Below are 16,375 nucleotides of genomic sequence, written 5' to 3' on the forward strand. Positions count from 1 at the left end.
CTGCCAGCCGCAGCCGCCTCGCCGGCCGGGCGGTCCTTGTCCGTTTGGCCCGGCCCCGTCATTTGCGGCGCCATCTCATGCCCTGCGGCGTATCTTCGAGCAAGATGCCCTGCGCAACCAAGAGGTCGCGGATTTCGTCCGCACGCGCCCAGTTTTTAGCCTTCCGCGCTTCCGCCCGCTCCGCGATGAGGGCCTCGATGTCGGCATCCAGCAGCTCAGCTTCCGCCGGCGCCGGCGCGATCCGCAGCACGCCGTTCATCTCGTCGAACAGCCGCACCGCCGCTTCCAGATCGGCCCGCCCGACTTCCGGCTGCTGCAGCAAGGCATTGACTTCGCTGACCCACTCGAACACAGCCGTGATCGCATCCGGCGTATTGAAGTCATCCTGCATTTTCGCATGGAAGGCGCCTCGGATCTGCTCCAGCTTGCTTTCCCAATCCGGCGTCACCGCATCGCCGCCGCCTTCCGCCGCCGCTTGCAGGCGATGGCGGAGATTGTTCGCCGCGTTGCTGATCCGTTCCACGCTGCGCTCCGCCTGAACCATCGTCTCTTCGGTAAAGTTCAGCGGGTTGCGGTAATGAGCCGACAGCATAAAATAACGGAACGCCTCAGGCTTGTATTTCTCGCGCAAATCTTTGACGAGAACCCCGTTGCCGAGCGATTTCGACATTTTTTCGCCGCCGATATTAATATAACCGTTATGCATCCAATAATTTGCCAGCGGTTCGCCGGTAGCCGCTTCCGACTGGGCGACCTCGCATTCATGGTGCGGAAATTGCAAATCCTGGCCCCCGCCGTGAATGTCCAGCGTATCGCCAAGCAGAAGCCGGGACATCGCCGAGCATTCGATATGCCAGCCCGGACGCCCTTCGCCCCATGGACTGCTCCAAAAGATTTCGCCCGGTTTGGCCGCTTTCCACAGCACGAAATCCTCCGGCTGTTCCTTGCGTTCATCCACGTCGATCCGAATCCCGAATTGCAGTTCGTCGAGGTTCTGGCCGGACAGTTTGCCGTATTCCGGGAATTTGCGGGTGCGGAAGAACACGTCCCCGCCATTTTCGTAAGCAAAACCTTTCTGTTCCAGATCCCGGATGAAGCCGATGATCACGTCCATATTCTCCGTCACCCGCGGATTCGCCGTGGCCCGCCGAATGCCAAGCCCTTCCAAATCTTCGTAATAGGCCTGGATGAACATCTCGGCCACTTCGGGAACCGTCTTGCCCATCTCCTCGGCTTTGCGGATCAGCTTGTCGTCCACATCGGTGAAGTTGACGACATAGTTCACATCGTAATTCTGGTTTTCCAAATAGCTGCGAACGACGTCAAAAAAAATCATCGGCCGCGCGTTCCCAATATGGATATAACCATAAACGGTCGGTCCGCAAACATACAATTTCACTTTGCCCGGGGTGATGCTGACAAACTCTTCTTTTTTCCGGGTTAACGTATTAAATATCTGCAGTGCCATATTCACTTTCCTTTCGACTGAAGGTTATTCGACAAAATCTTACTCGGCACGGAGCGTGTGAGACGCCCCGATCGGCGGTGCCCTTGCGGCTCGGCCTGCGCTTCACACGGCGTTTAAAGCTCCGTAGGCTGCTCTTCGCGCACCCGCTTCTTCAAATCGCGCACCTCGGCCCGCAGCGATTCGATTTCCCGCTGCATTTCCCGCATCGCATCAACCACCGGGTCGGGCAACTGATGGCTGAGGCGGTCGAGCCGTTTGCCGTCCAGGCGGACTACCTTCCCCGGGATGCCCACAACGGTGCTGCCGGGAGGAATCTCCTTCAGGACGACGGAGTTCGCGCCGATGTTCACTTGATCTCCGATTTTAAACGAGCCGAGGACTTTCGCGCCCGACCCGATAACGACGTTATTGCCGATCGTTGGATGGCGTTTGCCTTTTTCTTTGCCGCTTCCGCCCAAGGTGACTCCCTGATAGATAACCACATCGTCCCCGATTTCGCAAGTTTCCCCGATGACGACGCCCATGCCATGGTCGATAAACAACCGGTTGCCGATCCGGGCTCCCGGATGGATTTCAATGCCGGTGAAAAACCGGCTGACCTGCGAGATGATGCGCGCAACCGTAAACCAGCGGCGGCGGTAGAAGCTGTGGGCGATCCGGTGGCTCCAAATCGCATGCAGGCCGGAATACGTAAAAATCACTTCAAACCAGCCTCTTGCCGCCGGGTCGTTATCAAACACCGCCTGGATATCGGATCTGATTCTTTTGAACATAGCTTCCCCCCACCTTCTCTTTGCTATGGCGATCATCCACAATTGGTGCCTCGAGCGCGAGAGCCGATTGGAAAAATTCCAATAGATTTACGGAAATCGAACGCAATCGGGGACTCTGATTGGAAAATATCCAATAGATTTTGCGCAAACCGCCCATTTTGCGATCTAACAAGTCTGATCTATTGGAAATATCCAATCATGCGGCCGTATTTGCCACTAAATTTCCATTTCTATTGGATATTTCCAATGAGAACCGCCGCACAGGACAAGAAAAAGCGCCCCTGCAGCTTTTCGCTGCAGAGGCGCTTTACGCGCGGTTCCACTCTGCTTCGGATGGGGCGGCCGTGAATCTTCCGCCAGCCTGCGGGCGCGTAAACGCCACTAGGCCGCCTCTACAGGCGCCAGCTGCGGTCCGTTCGTCCGCCAACGTTTCGCCCAAGCGAAGCTGATCTTCGCACGGCGCGACCGCCGTAAAACTGCCAAGCAGTGCGGCGAACCCATCCCTCTTCGTCGTCCTTAACGCGGACGAAACGGCGGTAGCTACCTCGCCTGGTTCAGGCGTGCTCGCATCCGCAGCTCCCGGGTGCATTTCGGCCGGGCGTATCCGGATAACTTCCAGCCTGGATTCTTCTGTGCGCGGTCCGCATGAAGGGTCCCGGTTATCCTCTCTGGTGAATACGGCTTCCAAGCGTACTTCTCCCGATCTATGCCGGTGGTAATTAAGACGGCCGCCAAACTCCTCTTTCGTTGCTCGGCCCGCCTTAAATGATGTTGTATGTCTGCCTTTATATTACCTAAAGGCTCATGAACTGACAAGATTGAAAACGCCGGGCTGCCTGCACAAACGTACAGCACGCCCCACCGGGAGAAACACCCGCAGGGCAGGTTACAGGCTGGCGATCCGCGCCTTAAGACGATCTAAGACCTTCGATTTGCCCAGCAAGAAAATCGTCTGGTTCAAGTCACGACCGTGCATTTGTCCGGTTAACGCCACGCGGATTGGCATAAACAAGCCTTTTCCTTTGCTGCCCGTTTCTTTCTGCACCTCTTTGATCGCGGCGGCAATATTTTCTACGGTGTATTCGTTCAGCCCTTCCACTTTGGCGAGGAAGGCGCTCAGCACGGCCGGCACCTGCGGTTCCGCCAGTACGGCGGCCGCTTCTTCCTCAAGCTCCAGATCGCTGCGGAAAAACAGATCCGACAACGCCACGATATCAGAAGCTGCCGTCATTTGCTCCTGGTACAACGCGACCAGCGCTTGGGCCCAAGCCTCCAGCTCCGGCGTCAGTTCCTCCGGCAGCCGGCCCGCCTTTTGCAGATGCGGAATAGCCAGGCGGGCGATCCGGTCGGGATCGGCGTTTTTAATGTAGTGGTTGTTGAGGTGAGCCAGCTTATTCGTGTCGAAAACCGCCGGGCTGCGGGACAAACGGCCTGCATCGAAGATCGAAATAAGCTCGTCCTTCGTGAAGAACTCCTCTTCCCCTTCCGGCGACCAGCCCAGCAGGGCGATAAAGTTAAACAGCGCCTCCGGCAAATAGCCAAGCTGATCGTACTGCTCGATAAATTGAATGACCGATTCGTCGCGTTTGCTCAGCTTTTTGTGGTTCTCTCCGACGATCAGCGTCATATGGCCGAACACCGGCGGCTCCCAGCCGAAAGCATCGTAAATCATCAGCTGGCGCGGTGTGTTGGATACGTGATCCTCCCCGCGCAGCACATGGCTGATCTTCATCAGATGGTCGTCCAGCACAACGGCAAAATTGTAGGTCGGAATGCCGTCTTTTTTTACAATGACGAAATCCCCGCTGATGTCCGACTCGAACGAAATCGTGCCTTTGACCAAATCGTCAAACGCGAAGGTGCGCCCTTCCGGGACGCGGAAACGAATGCTGTAAGGCCGTCCTTCCGCATCATAGGAGGCGATCTGCTCCGGCGTCAGGTGACGGCATTTTCCGGAATAACGCGGCGTTTCACCACGCGCCATTTGCTCTTCGCGCTCCTTTTCCAGTTCCTCTTCCGTACAATAACAGCGGTAAGCCAGTCCCCGGTCAAGCAGATCCTGCACATGCGGGCGGTACAGATCAAGCCGCTCCGTCTGCCGGTAAGGTCCGTATTCCCCGCCGGCGTCGACGCTTTCGTCCCAATCCATGCCAAGCCATTTCAGGTAGGTCAGCTGGTTTTCCTCACCGCCGGCCACATTGCGCTTCACGTCGGTATCTTCGATCCGAATAATGAACTTCCCGCCGTGGTGTCTGGCAAACAAATAATTAAACAACGCCGTTCTGGCGTTTCCGATATGTAAATGACCCGTCGGACTCGGCGCATAACGCACGCGAACCTCTGTCATCACAATCCCCTCCCTAATAAATACACGATGTATACGATTATAAACAGTCCCACTCAAAAACTCTATATGAAACTCAATAATCTTATAATGATGCCCCGTCGGAGACAAGAGAAACGATGCATTGGGCCGCGATCCCTTCACCCCGCCCGGTAAAGCCGAGCTGTTCCGTCGTCGTGGCCTTCACGTTGACCCGCTGCGGGTCGGCCCCGACCGCCCGGGCGATAATTTCCACCATTTGCGGAATATAAGGCGCCATTTTAGGCTTCTGCGCAATGATGGTGGCGTCCAGATTTCCCAGCCGGTACCCTTTCCCCACGGCCATTTCCCAGACGCGTTCGAGCAGCTTTACGCTGTCCGCATCCTTAAAGGCCGGGTCAGTGTCCGGGAAATGGCGTCCGATATCCCCAAGCCCCAGCGCCCCCAAAATCGCGTCGCTTACCGCATGCAGCAGTACGTCGGCGTCCGAATGTCCAAGCAGTCCTTTTTCATAAGGAATCGTCACCCCGCCGATAATGCACGGCCTGCCCTCCACGAGCTGATGCACGTCAAAACCTTGTCCCACGATAAACATGTATAAATCCCTCTCCCTGCGAAGTTGTAAGAAACACGTCTGTCGACGCATTAGCGCGCTGCTGTAAACCTGACAAGATGCGTTTCTAGCGACAAAACTTTCTAACGGTTGCCATAGCCGCTATTTCTGCCAAAAACGTTGATTTCAAACTTTAACGGATGCTATGACGCTTATTTCGCTTAAACCTGGATTTTTTGCCCAAATTAAGGCAAATAACGGCGCTGGCAACCGTTAGAATATAAAAATGGTCTTTTTTCGCAAAATAGCGGCTGCTGCAACTGTTAGATTTCCGGCGCTTCCGGTACCTCCGGCCCCACATCGAAAACATGCACTACTGCGGGAAATCCCGAAAGTATTGTGACTACAAGTCTATTGCCCCTTGCCCTTGCCCTTCCGGACGCTTCTTCCTGCGGATAAACTCCGCATAGTCCAGATCTTCCGGCGTCGTAATCTTAATATTGCTGTACGCGCCTTCGACCAGCTTGACCGGCATGCCTAGCCGCTCTACCAGCATCGAATCATCCGTGCCCGTAAAACCCTCCCGCTCGGCTCGTTCATGCGCGGCCAGCAGATCGTCCCGCCAAAAAGCCTGCGGCGTCTGAATCGCCCATAACGTGCGGCGGTCCAGCGTCGACGCGACCCAACCCCGGCCATCGGCCTGCTTGATCGTATCCTTCACCGGCACGGCCAGCACGGATGCACCATGCTCCACGGCCGCCGCGCAGCAGGCGCTGATTTGTTCCGGCGTAACAAAAGGGCGGACGCCGTCATGCACCAGCACCCAGGGCGCGCTGATCTGCAGCAGCCCCTGGTATACCGATTGCTGACGCTCGGCGCCGCCCGGAATCACTTGCACTTGTTTGGTCATGCCGAATTCGGCAATCCAGGACCGGCAGCGGTCCACATCCTGCCCGCCGGTGACGAGCACCATTTCGGCGACCTCGGGATGGCGGTCGAACGCCTCAAGCGTATGGATGAAAATCGGCTTGTCCTCAAGCAGCAAATACTGCTTGCTTTCCCGCGTTCCCATCCGGCTCCCCCGTCCCGCCGCCACCACAACCGCTCCGAAACTGCCTTTTTGCTCAGCCGCCATCGTTATCTGCCTCACCTTAGCCCAGAATTAAACGCGGGGGCACCCCCAGCGCTTTTATTCCCATCATACCGAATTACTGGGCTTTTTCCAACAGTTTTGGCTTGGCAAAAATCATTCGTCCCGCCGAAGTCTGCAGCACGCTGGTCACCAGAACCTCCGTAATCATCCCGATGTAATCGCGTCCGCCTTCAACAACGATCATCGTGCCATCGTCCAAATAAGCCACGCCCTGTCCATGCTCCTTGCCGTCCTTGATGACTTGTACCATAATTTCCTCGCCCGGCAGCACGACCGGTTTCACGGCATTGGCAAGATCGTTGATATTCAGCACCGATACACCCTGCAGCTCGCATACCTTGTTAAGGTTAAAATCGTTGGTGACGACTTTCCCCTGCAGCACCTTGGCCAATTTGACCAGCTTGCTGTCAACCTCGGAGATCTCTTCAAAATCCCCTTCATAAATCATGACTTTAACGTCCAGCTCTTTTTGGATTTTGTTCAAAATGTCGAGCCCGCGGCGCCCCCGGTTGCGTTTGAGCAAATCCGAAGAGTCAGCGATATGCTGCAGCTCCTCCAGCACAAATTCGGGAATCACGATGGTGCCCTCAATGAACCCGGTTTTGCAAATATCCGCGATTCTCCCGTCGATAATCACACTCGTATCCAAAATTTTATGTTCCTTAGACCCGCGTTCATCCTCGGGGACGGTGCCCCCCCATTTTCCCGATTTCCAGAATGATGACAATTCTTCCTTTTTGGCAAGACCTACGTAAAGCCCCATGTACCCAAACAATGCCGATACGGCGAACCGGGCGAAGCTCTCCAGAGATCCAAGCCAGGTCGCAAGCGGATAGACCATTAAAGAAAGAAGAAGTCCCGCAGTCAATCCGGTCGCACCGGCAGCCATGTCATTCATCGGAATCCGGGTCAACGCGGCGATCCACGATTTAATCCTCGCGGATACAACATTTGCAGCCAGCGAAAACAGGAACAAGAACAGCACAGCTCCAGCCGCCGCCATAATCAGGCTCACCACAAGCGGACTCATTCCGTCGAACCAGGAACGAATCGGCTCCGGCATTACACCCAGCAATCCGCCCTCGGTGTACCCGAACCAAGCGCCGCCCAAGCCAGCTGCGATTCGTAAGTATTTTTTCAGCACGTCTCTCTTCACCTCCTGAATAACTATCTTCATCATCCAGTATGATCCAAATTTTGGAGACGTAATCGGTTGGGGATAACTTTTTTTGGAAAACGAAAACAGCCGGTATGAAGGAGAAAGCCCATCACTATGGGATTTCTGGTTGATAAGTGAGGAAAATGTGGCATATAATGAATTCAATTCATAAATATTGAGGTGGATGGAAAATGAGCGCACCAAGCCTTCAGTCTTTTCAAGAACAAGTTTCCGATCTGTTGCTCCGTCACCGCAGTTTGCTGGATGTTTTGTCAAAAATGGGACAAACCAACGCCGCCGCCGTACGTTCCGTGACCAAGTCCGTTACCGAATGCGGCTGCATCGAGCTGCATGCCACCAAGCAGGATTTCGAGCCGGGCATGGATTTGCAGCAAGCGAAAGAGACGATTGCCAAGCATGTCCATGGCGAGTTATGCGAAAACTGCAAGGAATCCATCATCAATGAGCTCGGACGCAACCTTTTCTATATGTCCGCCCTGTGCAATTTACTCGGGATTCAAATGGACGAGATCATCGAGCGGGAATCCCAGAAATGCGCCACGTTGGGACTTTTTAATTTATCGTAAGGGATTGCTGGCGAAACTGAGGCACTTAACGATCCACGAAATGTAAAAGTGCAGGCCATTTTCGCCTAAGCACCCCGGAATCGGCTCATCAAATGCAAATGTGCAGTTCATTTCCGGTTAAAAATCACTTTTTTATCAAATTACCGATAATCAGATGTACTTTTGCATTTCAATCGACCAAAAACGGAGATTTACGATAAATGAACTGTACTTTTGCATTTGGTAAAAGAGTCGGTTTCTCATGCTATAAAATCAACCGCAGCAGCGCTTATCATACTTATACTTAAAAAGGCACCGATCCTTCCGCCCGGCGGAGATCCATGCCTTTTTTCATATTTCAGTGTTTCAGCCGGTATATTTCTTCCGTTTCGTCTGCGTCTCTCCGCTTGCGGCGGAGCACTCAGTCGATATTTTGAAGCTGACCCGGAAAAGGAATTTAAATTTGTCTGTCAATAAATACCTGTTCCTGGAGACGCTTCAGTCCTTCCTTGATCGCCCGCGCCCGGACTTCACCGATGCCGTCCACCTCATCGAGCTCTTCGATGCTGGCCATCATGACGTTTGGCAGCTGATGGAAGCGTTCGACCAAATTATGAATGATCACGTTCGGCAGCCGCGGAATTTTATTCAGTACGCGATACCCGCGCGGGGAAATAAGCTCCTCGGACGTCGCCGCCGTAGCGGGATAACCGAGCAGCTTAGTAATATGATTGTCGTCGAGCAACTCGTCATCGGTCGACCGCTTGAGGCCCAAAATAATTTCGCGAATCGCCTCATCGCTGTCTTCTTTGGCGTAGTCCTTGTACAGCAGCCAGGCTTCCTCCTCCATATTGCTGACGAGTTCCTCCATCTGCATGCTGATCAGGCGCCCCTCCGTCCCCAGCTCGTTAATGAACCGCTTGATCTCCATCTTGATGCGGATCACCATCTCCACCCGCTGGATCACGTTCACCACTTCGGGCAAAGAGACCAGTTCCTCGAATTCGGAGGCGGTCAAATTGGTCAAGGCCTGATTGAGCACCGCCCTGTATTTTTCCAAGGTTTGAATGGCCTGATTCGCTTTGGTCAAAATAACGCCGATTTCCTTAAGCGCGTACCTTATGTTTCCCTGGTACAACGTAATGATGTTGCGGCGCTGGGAGATGGAAACGACCAGCTTGCCGGTCTGTTTGGCCACCCGTTCGGCGGTGCGGTGGCGGATTCCCGTTTCCGCCGACGAAATGGAGGAATCCGGGATTAGCTGCGTGTTCGCGTACAAGATACGCTTTAAATCTTCGCTGAGGATGATCGCCCCATCCATTTTGGCGAGTTCGTAAAGATAGTTCGGCGAGAAATCGCAGTTGATGGAGAAGCCCCCCTCCACGACCTCCATCACTTCCGGGCTGTAGCCGACGACGATCAGTCCCCCGGTTTTGGCCCGAAGCACGTTTTCGAGCCCGTCGCGAAAGGCCGTTCCCGGAGCAACAAGCCTCAGCAATTCATTCATTTTTTCCGTTTGGGTAGTTTCTTTCATCATTCAATGCCCCCTAATCTAACGCAACAGCTAGCGCATCTGCAACGGTATTTACGCCAATCAACTCGATTCCTTGCGGTCCTTTCCATCCTTTCATGCTCTTCTCCGGCAAAATCACCCGTTTAAAGCCCAGCTTGGCCGCTTCCTTGACCCGCTGTTCGGCCCGGGATACCGCTCTTACCTCACCGGTCAAGCCCACCTCCCCGAAAATGACGTCGTACGGCTTGGTCGGTATATCGCGGAAACTGGACGCCACGCTGACGGCGATCGCCAGGTCCACCGCCGGTTCATCCAGCTTGGCGCCGCCGGCCAGATTGACGTAAGCATCCTGATTTTGCAGGAACATGCCCATTCTTTTTTCGAGCACGGCGAGGATCAGGTTCATGCGCTGATGATCCACACCGGTCGCCATCCTGCGCGGGGAGGGAAAATGCGTGGCCGCGATCAAAGCCTGCAGCTCCACCAGCATCGGGCGCGTCCCCTCCATGCTGGCCACGACCGTGGAGCCGGCCACCCCAAGCGGGCGTTCCGATAGGAACAGTTCCGACGGGTTGGAGACCTCGGCCAGGCCGGATTCGTTCATCTCGAAAATGCCGATTTCGTTGGTCGAGCCAAAGCGGTTTTTAACCGCCCGCAGCAGGCGGTAAGAGTGATGCCGTTCCCCTTCAAAATAAAGCACGCAGTCGACCATATGCTCTAGCAGTCTCGGGCCGGCGATCGCGCCTTCCTTGGTTACATGGCCAACCAGCACGGTGGCGATTCCCTGCCCTTTAGCGATGCGCATGAACCGGGCCGTACATTCCCGCACCTGCGATACGCTGCCTGGCGCGCTGGTCACTTCCGGCAGATATACCGTCTGAATCGAGTCGATGACGAGAAAATCCGGCGCAACGCTTTCGATCGCCTCTTCAATACCGTCCATGCTGCTTTCGCACAAAACGAACAGTTCGGGAGAAAGCGCCCCGAGACGCTCCGCCCGGAGTTTGGTCTGGCGTACGGATTCCTCCCCCGAGATATACAATACTTTAAGCCCGGAACGGGCCAATTCATTGGACGTTTGCAGCAGCAGCGTCGATTTGCCGATTCCGGGGTCTCCGCCGACAAGCACCAGCGATCCCGGGACAACTCCCCCGCCTAACACACGGTTTAACTCCCCGATTCCGGTTTGAATCCGTGGCTCCTTGCCGCTCTCTATATTTATGATCGAAAGCGGCTTTTCTTTCGCATGAAATAGCCCGGAATTCAGCCCCTGCGTTTTAACGGTCTTCACCGTTTCCTCCACCATCGAATTCCACGCCCCGCACCCCGGGCACTTGCCGTACCATTTGGGCGATTCGTAACCGCATTCGCCGCAAAAAAACTTTGTTTTTACTTTAACCATTTATCTCTCCTTCTCATCGACGCAAAATATGACAAATCTTGCAAATCCGCTTCCGCTGATGTATGTTCAAATTTTACCATTCTTTGAGAATTCACGTAAAGTTTTTAAAGCCTTTGCAAAAAAAGAAACTGGATGAAAAAAAGCAGCTCCAAAGCACCGCTTGGAAGCTGCCTTTCATATATTTCATCGGCTTAAGCATGGTTCTTTTTTAGGCCATAAGCAAAAGTCAAGGACTTTTCAGCCTGGATTTACGCATTTTTGACAAAAGTTCCTGTACGCTCTACGGTCAATTCGCCGTTCTGTTCGTCGATCGTCAGCGAGTCGCCTTTCTTGACGTTGCCGGTCAAGAGCTCTTCGGACAGGCGGTCCTCGATATGCTTCTGGATCGCCCGGCGCAGCGGCCGCGCCCCGTAAGCGGGATCGTAGCCCTCTTTGGCCAGGAACGCCTTCGCTTTATCGGTCAGCGTGAAGTCAACGTCATATTCACGCAGCCGCTTGCGCAGCTCGTCGGACATAAGCGAGACGATTTGACCGATATGCTCTTGCTCCAGCGAATGGAACACGATGATCTCGTCGATCCGGTTCAGGAACTCCGGACGGAAGCTCTTCTTCAGTTCTTCCATCACTTTGCCCTTCATGTTGTCGTAATCCGCTCCAGCATCCTGCACCGCCGTGAAACCAAGGCGCGTATTGCGTTTGATCGCTTCGGCGCCTACGTTCGAAGTCAGAATGATCAAAGTGTTGCGGAAGTCGACAACCCGGCCTTTGGAGTCGGTCAAACGGCCGTCTTCCAGCACCTGCAGCAGGATGTTGAACACTTCCGGATGGGCTTTCTCGATCTCATCGAGCAATACGACGGAATACGGTTTGCGGCGTACCTTCTCGGTCAGCTGGCCGCCTTCTTCGTAGCCGACGTATCCCGGAGGCGCCCCGACGAGACGGGCGGTGGAGTGTTTCTCCATGTACTCCGACATATCGATGCGGATGACCGCATTTTCGTCGCCGAACATCGCTTCGGCCAGCGCCCGGGCCAGCTCGGTTTTACCAACGCCTGTCGGACCAAGGAAGATAAACGAACCCATCGGCCGTTTCGGGTCCTTCAGGCCTGCACGAGCCCGGCGGATCGCCCGGCTGACGGCTTTCACCGCTTCATCCTGGCCGATCACCCGTTCATGCAAAATATTCTCCATGTTGAGCAGGCGTTCCGTTTCCTCTTCCTTCAGCTTGTTGACGGGGATTCCCGTCCAACTGGCCACGACCTGGGCAATATCCTCCGGCGTCACTTCGGAATCGGTACGGCCTTGTTTTTCTTTCCATTGGTTTTTCGTCAGCTCCAGCTCTTCGCGAATCTTCTGTTCGGTGTCGCGAAGCGCCGCGGCTTTTTCGAATTCCTGGCTTTGCACAGCCGCGTCCTTCTCCTTGCGGATATCCTCGAGCCGGCTTTCCAACTGCTTCAGATTCGGCGGTACCGTGTAAGTGTTGAGCCTTACTCTGGACCCCGCTTCATCAATCAGGTCAATCGCTTTGTCCGGCAGGAAGCGGTCCTGGATATAGCGGTCGGACAGCTTCACGGCCTGATCGATCGCTTCATCGGTGATTTTCACGCGGTGATGCGCTTCATAGCGGTCGCGCAGCCCGTGCAGGATTTGGATCGCTTCTTCCACCGACGGCTGGTCGACCGTGATCGGCTGGAAGCGCCGTTCCAGCGCAGCGTCTTTTTCGATGTACTTGCGGTACTCGTCGAGCGTCGTCGCCCCGATGCACTGCAGCTCGCCGCGGGCCAGCGCCGGCTTCAGGATGTTCGAAGCGTCGATGGCGCCTTCCGCGCCACCGGCCCCAATCAACGTATGCAATTCGTCGATGAACAGGATAATGTTGCCGGCCTGGCGGATTTCGTCCATAATTTTTTTCAGGCGGTCTTCAAATTCACCCCGGTATTTGGTTCCCGCTACAACGGAGCCCATATCGAGCGTCATCACGCGTTTGTCGCGCAGCGTTTCGGGAATTTCGTTATTGATGATTTTCTGCGCCAAACCTTCGGCGATCGCCGTTTTACCGACCCCCGGCTCCCCGATTAGGACCGGGTTATTTTTCGTCCGGCGGCTAAGCACCTGAATGACCCGTTCAATTTCTTTGCCGCGGCCGATCACCGGATCCAGGTTGCCTTCCTTGGCGGAGGCCGTCAAATCGCGGGCCAAACTGTCCAGAGTCGGCGTGTTGACGTTGGTTGGCGCACCGTGGTGGCTGGAGACGGCTTCGCTGCTGCCGAGCAGCTGCAGCACTTGTTGACGCGCCTTGTTCAGACTGATGCCGAGGTTGTTGAGCACACGCGCGGCGACGCCTTCCCCTTCACGAATCAGTCCAAGCAAAATATGCTCCGTGCCGACGTAAGTATGGCCAAGCTTGCGCGCTTCATCCATCGACAGTTCGATTACCTTTTTGGCGCGCGGCGTATAGGCGATATTGGTTGGCTGCTCTTGTCCGCGGCCGATCAAGGTTTCAACTTCGTCCTGGATTTTCTCCAGACCAAGTCCCAATCCGACCAAAGCCTTGGCGGCAATGCCTTCGCCTTCGCGAATGAGGCCGAGCAGCACATGTTCCGTGCCGATATTGTTATGTCCCAGCCTTACGGCTTCTTCCTGGGCTAAGGCCAGCACTTTCTGAGCGCGTTCCGTAAATCTTCCAAACATCATCTTCTCCTACACCTCCATAGTTAATCTACCCTTTATTTACCCACTCGTTCGCGAATGAGTTTGGCGCGGTACATATCCCGTTCTGCCGGGGACATGCTGCCGCTGAATTTCTTTTGCAAAAAACCGGGCTGCGTGAGCACGTTCAATTCATTCAGCACTTCCGTGGGGACCGAATCGATCAGTCCGAGATCCACGCCGAGCCGAACGTCAGACAGCCGCTGCGCGGCTTCCTTGGAATCGATGATGGCGGCGTGCGACAAAATCCCGTAGGAACGCATCACCCGGTCCATCATCCGAAGCCGAGATTCCCCGATCAGCTTCTCTCTGGCCGTTTTCTCATGCTGAATGATCTGCAGGACAACCCCGTATAAATTTTCTATAATCTCCGCTTCGCTTTGTCCTAGTGTAATCTGATTTGAGATTTGAAACAAGTTCCCCGTCGCTTCGCTGCCTTCGCCGTAGATACCGCGCACCGTCAGTCCCACTTGCGACACCGCCGACAAAATCCGGTTGATCTGCTGCGTCAGCACCAATGCCGGGAGATGCATCATCACCGAGGCCCGCAGGCCGGTGCCGACATTCGTCGGGCAGCTGGTCAAGTAGCCGCGGCGATCGTCAAAGGCGTAGTCGACATGGGCTTCAAAAATATCGTCGATCGCCGTCGCCTTTTCCCAAGCCTCCTGCACCTGGAAGCCCGGATACAAACATTGGATTCGCAAATGGTCCTCTTCGTTCACCATAATGCTGAGACTTTCGTCTTCGCTGATGAATACCGCCCCGTTTCTCGATTCGTTCGCCAGGTTGGGGCTGATCAGGTGCTTCTCCACCAATACCCGCTTGTCGAGATCGTCGAGGTCCGCAAGCAGGACCGGGTGCAGTTTGCCGTAGGACTTCAATCTTTCGTCAGACAGCACGGTTTGCAGCTGCTCCAGCACCTCTTCCGACTGCTGATTGGTGGACAGCATCGGAAAAGGCTGGTGCTGCAAGTTGCGGGCGATCCGCACCCGGCTGCTGATCACGATATCCGACTGTTTGCCTTCCCGTTTCATCCACTCGCTTAGCGGCTGTTCAGTAAAACGGAGTTTTGACACCCTGCATCCCTCCTACTCTGCGGAAATGTTCTTCTCAAGCTCGCGAATCTGGTCCCGGAGCGCTGCGGCTTCCTCGAATTCTTCCTGCAGAATCCGGTACTGCAGCTCGCGGCGAAGATCGTCGAGCTTGCGTTTTACTTGAATTTGCCCGCCGGTCCGTTTCGGCACCTTCCCGACATGGACCGTATTGCCGTGCACTCTTTTGAAGAGCGGATCCAGTCGGTCATTGAAATATTTGTAGCAAGAGCTGCAGCCAAAACGGCCGATTTTGCTGAACTGGGAATAGGTCATGCCGCACTCTTCACAGCGCACGATTTCGGGACTTTTGGTTCCTGAAATCTGGCCTTTGTTTGCCGGGCTCAAATCCAGGAAACCCGACAGCAGATTATGGATCGAAAAACCGCCCGAGGTTCCCGGGAGCATCTCCCCTTTTTCGCGAGCACAGGCTTCACAAATGTGAAACTCCGTTTTTTCCCCGTTCACAATTTTAGTGAAATGCAGGGTTGCCGGGCGCTTGCCGCATTCTTGACATTGCATAGGTGTCCCTCCTTTATGGGATAGACTGCTTAAAGAGGTGGTTCAAAAAGTCCGCTTTTGATCACGAAGTGAATTCAAGTAGTAACTCGCATCGAATCTTGAATTCAGCCGGGCCCTCCGGTGCTCACGTACCCAAAACGTACGCTCCGCTCCTCGGTCCCTGGCTTCATCCAACCTTCTCGGTGCTGAAAACCGAACTTTTTGAACATGCACTTAAACCTAACACTGCCCCTAACTCAACAAAGCAATCAGCATCGCTTTCATTAGCTTTGCCCGAATCTGGTCGCGGTACGGCAGTTTAATCGCCAGGACGTCACGGGAAATGGCGGAACGCATCAGCGCCGCTTCCCGGCGGCTTAAAAACCGGGCTTCTTCCAGTTGATAAATGAGCCCTTCGGCCGCGTTCTGCCCGATCTCGTCCCCGATCGTGTGTTGCAGGTGGGTGTGCAGCGAAGTCGGACCCGGCAGCTCAATCCGCCGAATTCGCACATAACCGCCGCCACCGCGCTTGCTTTCGACCAGGTACCCTTTTTCCAGCGTAAACCGTGTGCTGATCACGTAATTGATCTGCGACGGTACGCAGGAAAACTGGTCGGCAAGATCGTTACGCTGAATTTCTATCGTTCCTTCAGGACTTTCATGCAAAATACTCTTGAGATATTTTTCAATGATATCTGAGATATTGCGCATTCACTCATCCTCCATTGTTCCAAACGTGAAGCTCCCAAAAACTCATGCTGTACTGTAATACCAGCTACCAGCAGCATATGATGCCACCTGGCTCCTGTTGACTTTGACTTTCTTTGACTTTATTCACATTATACCATATTTTGATGATTTGCCAAGGGGGCTTCCCCAATCAATTTCAGTGTGATCGACCAGGGGCGAAAATATTCGTGCTGCGGGAAGTATCAAAACAGCAAAAAGCACGATTTAAGGCCTCGCAGCCTTACAATCGCGCTTTTTCGACATTTTAGCGACACGAGGTCTCCCCCTTCGCCCCCCTGTCCCCCTGTAACCAGCCTAACGGACTCCAGCGACCCTTATCCCCCCATTTCCCGGGTATTTCCCATTCTAACGGACTCAGACGACGCTATTGGGCCAAAAATACGGACTTTGACGCCAATTTGAGTGAAATAAGGCC

General features: G+C 54.5%; 14 protein-coding genes. 1 reads left to right on the plus strand and 13 read right to left on the minus strand.

Translation table 11 applies throughout. The features are described from left to right. Positions 1-58: 58 nt before the first annotated feature. The 7 genes from cysS to ACLD72_RS30635 all read right to left on the minus strand — a co-directional run bounded on the left by cysS (position 59) and on the right by ACLD72_RS30635 (position 7,414). The gene (gene cysS, locus ACLD72_RS30605) at positions 59-1,468 is read right to left on the minus strand and encodes a cysteine--tRNA ligase (protein WP_411003022.1); all 1,410 of its coding nucleotides are present in this window, start codon (positions 1,466-1,468) and stop codon (positions 59-61) included. Between the two features lie 113 nt (positions 1,469-1,581). Next, on the minus strand, positions 1,582-2,241 hold the full coding sequence (gene cysE, locus ACLD72_RS30610; RefSeq protein WP_411003033.1) for a serine O-acetyltransferase: 660 nt from the start codon (positions 2,239-2,241) through the stop codon (positions 1,582-1,584). Between the two features lie 307 nt (positions 2,242-2,548). Beyond that, the gene (locus ACLD72_RS30615) at positions 2,549-2,929 is read right to left on the minus strand and encodes a hypothetical protein (RefSeq protein WP_458476490.1); all 381 of its coding nucleotides are present in this window, start codon (positions 2,927-2,929) and stop codon (positions 2,549-2,551) included. 198 nt (positions 2,930-3,127) lie between these two features. Further along, on the minus strand, positions 3,128-4,591 hold the full coding sequence (gene gltX, locus ACLD72_RS30620) for a glutamate--tRNA ligase (protein ID WP_411003023.1): 1,464 nt from the start codon (positions 4,589-4,591) through the stop codon (positions 3,128-3,130). Between the two features lie 79 nt (positions 4,592-4,670). Continuing rightward, positions 4,671-5,159, minus strand: coding sequence for a 2-C-methyl-D-erythritol 2,4-cyclodiphosphate synthase (gene ispF / locus ACLD72_RS30625; RefSeq protein ID WP_411003024.1), 489 nt, complete (start codon positions 5,157-5,159; stop codon positions 4,671-4,673). 361 nt (positions 5,160-5,520) lie between these two features. Beyond that, positions 5,521-6,252: a 2-C-methyl-D-erythritol 4-phosphate cytidylyltransferase gene (gene ispD / locus ACLD72_RS30630; protein ID WP_411003025.1), complete on the minus strand. Its 732-nt coding sequence runs from the start codon at positions 6,250-6,252 to the stop codon at positions 5,521-5,523. 73 nt (positions 6,253-6,325) lie between these two features. Further along, positions 6,326-7,414, minus strand: a complete 1,089-nt coding sequence (locus tag ACLD72_RS30635; RefSeq protein WP_411003034.1) for a PIN/TRAM domain-containing protein — start codon at positions 7,412-7,414, stop codon at positions 6,326-6,328. Positions 7,415-7,620: 206 nt separating this feature from the next. On the opposite strand from ACLD72_RS30635, the gene ACLD72_RS30640 reads away from it, so the two are divergent. Continuing rightward, positions 7,621-8,016 carry a DUF1573 domain-containing protein gene (locus ACLD72_RS30640; RefSeq protein WP_411003026.1) on the plus strand — a complete coding sequence of 132 codons (396 nt, stop codon included), beginning with the start codon at positions 7,621-7,623 and terminating at the stop codon, positions 8,014-8,016. A gap of 436 nt (positions 8,017-8,452) precedes the next feature. Here ACLD72_RS30640 and disA read toward each other — a convergent pair whose 3' ends face one another. The 6 genes from disA to ACLD72_RS30670 all read right to left on the minus strand — a co-directional run bounded on the left by disA (position 8,453) and on the right by ACLD72_RS30670 (position 15,921). Next, a complete protein-coding gene (gene disA, locus ACLD72_RS30645; RefSeq protein ID WP_411003035.1) occupies positions 8,453-9,529 on the minus strand; it encodes a DNA integrity scanning diadenylate cyclase DisA in 1,077 nt (358 codons plus the stop codon). A gap of 13 nt (positions 9,530-9,542) precedes the next feature. Next, positions 9,543-10,910, minus strand: a complete 1,368-nt coding sequence (gene radA / locus ACLD72_RS30650) for a DNA repair protein RadA (protein WP_411003027.1) — start codon at positions 10,908-10,910, stop codon at positions 9,543-9,545. A 248-nt stretch (positions 10,911-11,158) separates the two neighbouring features. After that, positions 11,159-13,603, minus strand: a complete 2,445-nt coding sequence (clpC, locus tag ACLD72_RS30655) for an ATP-dependent protease ATP-binding subunit ClpC (RefSeq protein ID WP_411003028.1) — start codon at positions 13,601-13,603, stop codon at positions 11,159-11,161. Between the two features lie 32 nt (positions 13,604-13,635). After that, the gene (locus tag ACLD72_RS30660; protein WP_411003029.1) at positions 13,636-14,694 is read right to left on the minus strand and encodes a protein arginine kinase; all 1,059 of its coding nucleotides are present in this window, start codon (positions 14,692-14,694) and stop codon (positions 13,636-13,638) included. 12 nt (positions 14,695-14,706) lie between these two features. Further along, positions 14,707-15,231 (minus strand): UvrB/UvrC motif-containing protein, encoded by a 525-nt coding sequence (locus ACLD72_RS30665; RefSeq protein ID WP_251596117.1) that lies wholly within the window; start codon positions 15,229-15,231, stop codon positions 14,707-14,709. Positions 15,232-15,462: 231 nt separating this feature from the next. After that, positions 15,463-15,921 (minus strand): CtsR family transcriptional regulator, encoded by a 459-nt coding sequence (locus tag ACLD72_RS30670; protein ID WP_251596115.1) that lies wholly within the window; start codon positions 15,919-15,921, stop codon positions 15,463-15,465. Positions 15,922-16,375 lie beyond the last annotated feature (454 nt).

This window comes from Paenibacillus lacisediminis (genome assembly GCF_046567315.2).

Bases quoted from the DNA above. Each gene is read 5' to 3' on its own strand.
- cysE (WP_411003033.1), bottom strand. From the start codon at position 2,241: ATGTTCAAAAGAATCAGATCCGATATCCAGGCGGTGTTTGATAACGAC.
- ACLD72_RS30665 (WP_251596117.1), bottom strand. From the start codon at position 15,231: ATGCAATGTCAAGAATGCGGCAAGCGCCCGGCAACCCTGCATTTCACT.
- ispF (WP_411003024.1), bottom strand. From the start codon at position 5,159: ATGTTTATCGTGGGACAAGGTTTTGACGTGCATCAGCTCGTGGAGGGC.
- disA (WP_411003035.1), bottom strand. From the start codon at position 9,529: ATGAAAGAAACTACCCAAACGGAAAAAATGAATGAATTGCTGAGGCTT.
- ispD (WP_411003025.1), bottom strand. From the start codon at position 6,252: ATGGCGGCTGAGCAAAAAGGCAGTTTCGGAGCGGTTGTGGTGGCGGCG.
- ACLD72_RS30670 (WP_251596115.1), bottom strand. From the start codon at position 15,921: ATGCGCAATATCTCAGATATCATTGAAAAATATCTCAAGAGTATTTTG.
- ACLD72_RS30640 (WP_411003026.1), top strand. From the start codon at position 7,621: ATGAGCGCACCAAGCCTTCAGTCTTTTCAAGAACAAGTTTCCGATCTG.
- radA (WP_411003027.1), bottom strand. From the start codon at position 10,910: ATGGTTAAAGTAAAAACAAAGTTTTTTTGCGGCGAATGCGGTTACGAA.
- cysS (WP_411003022.1), bottom strand. From the start codon at position 1,468: ATGGCACTGCAGATATTTAATACGTTAACCCGGAAAAAAGAAGAGTTT.
- clpC (WP_411003028.1), bottom strand. From the start codon at position 13,603: ATGATGTTTGGAAGATTTACGGAACGCGCTCAGAAAGTGCTGGCCTTA.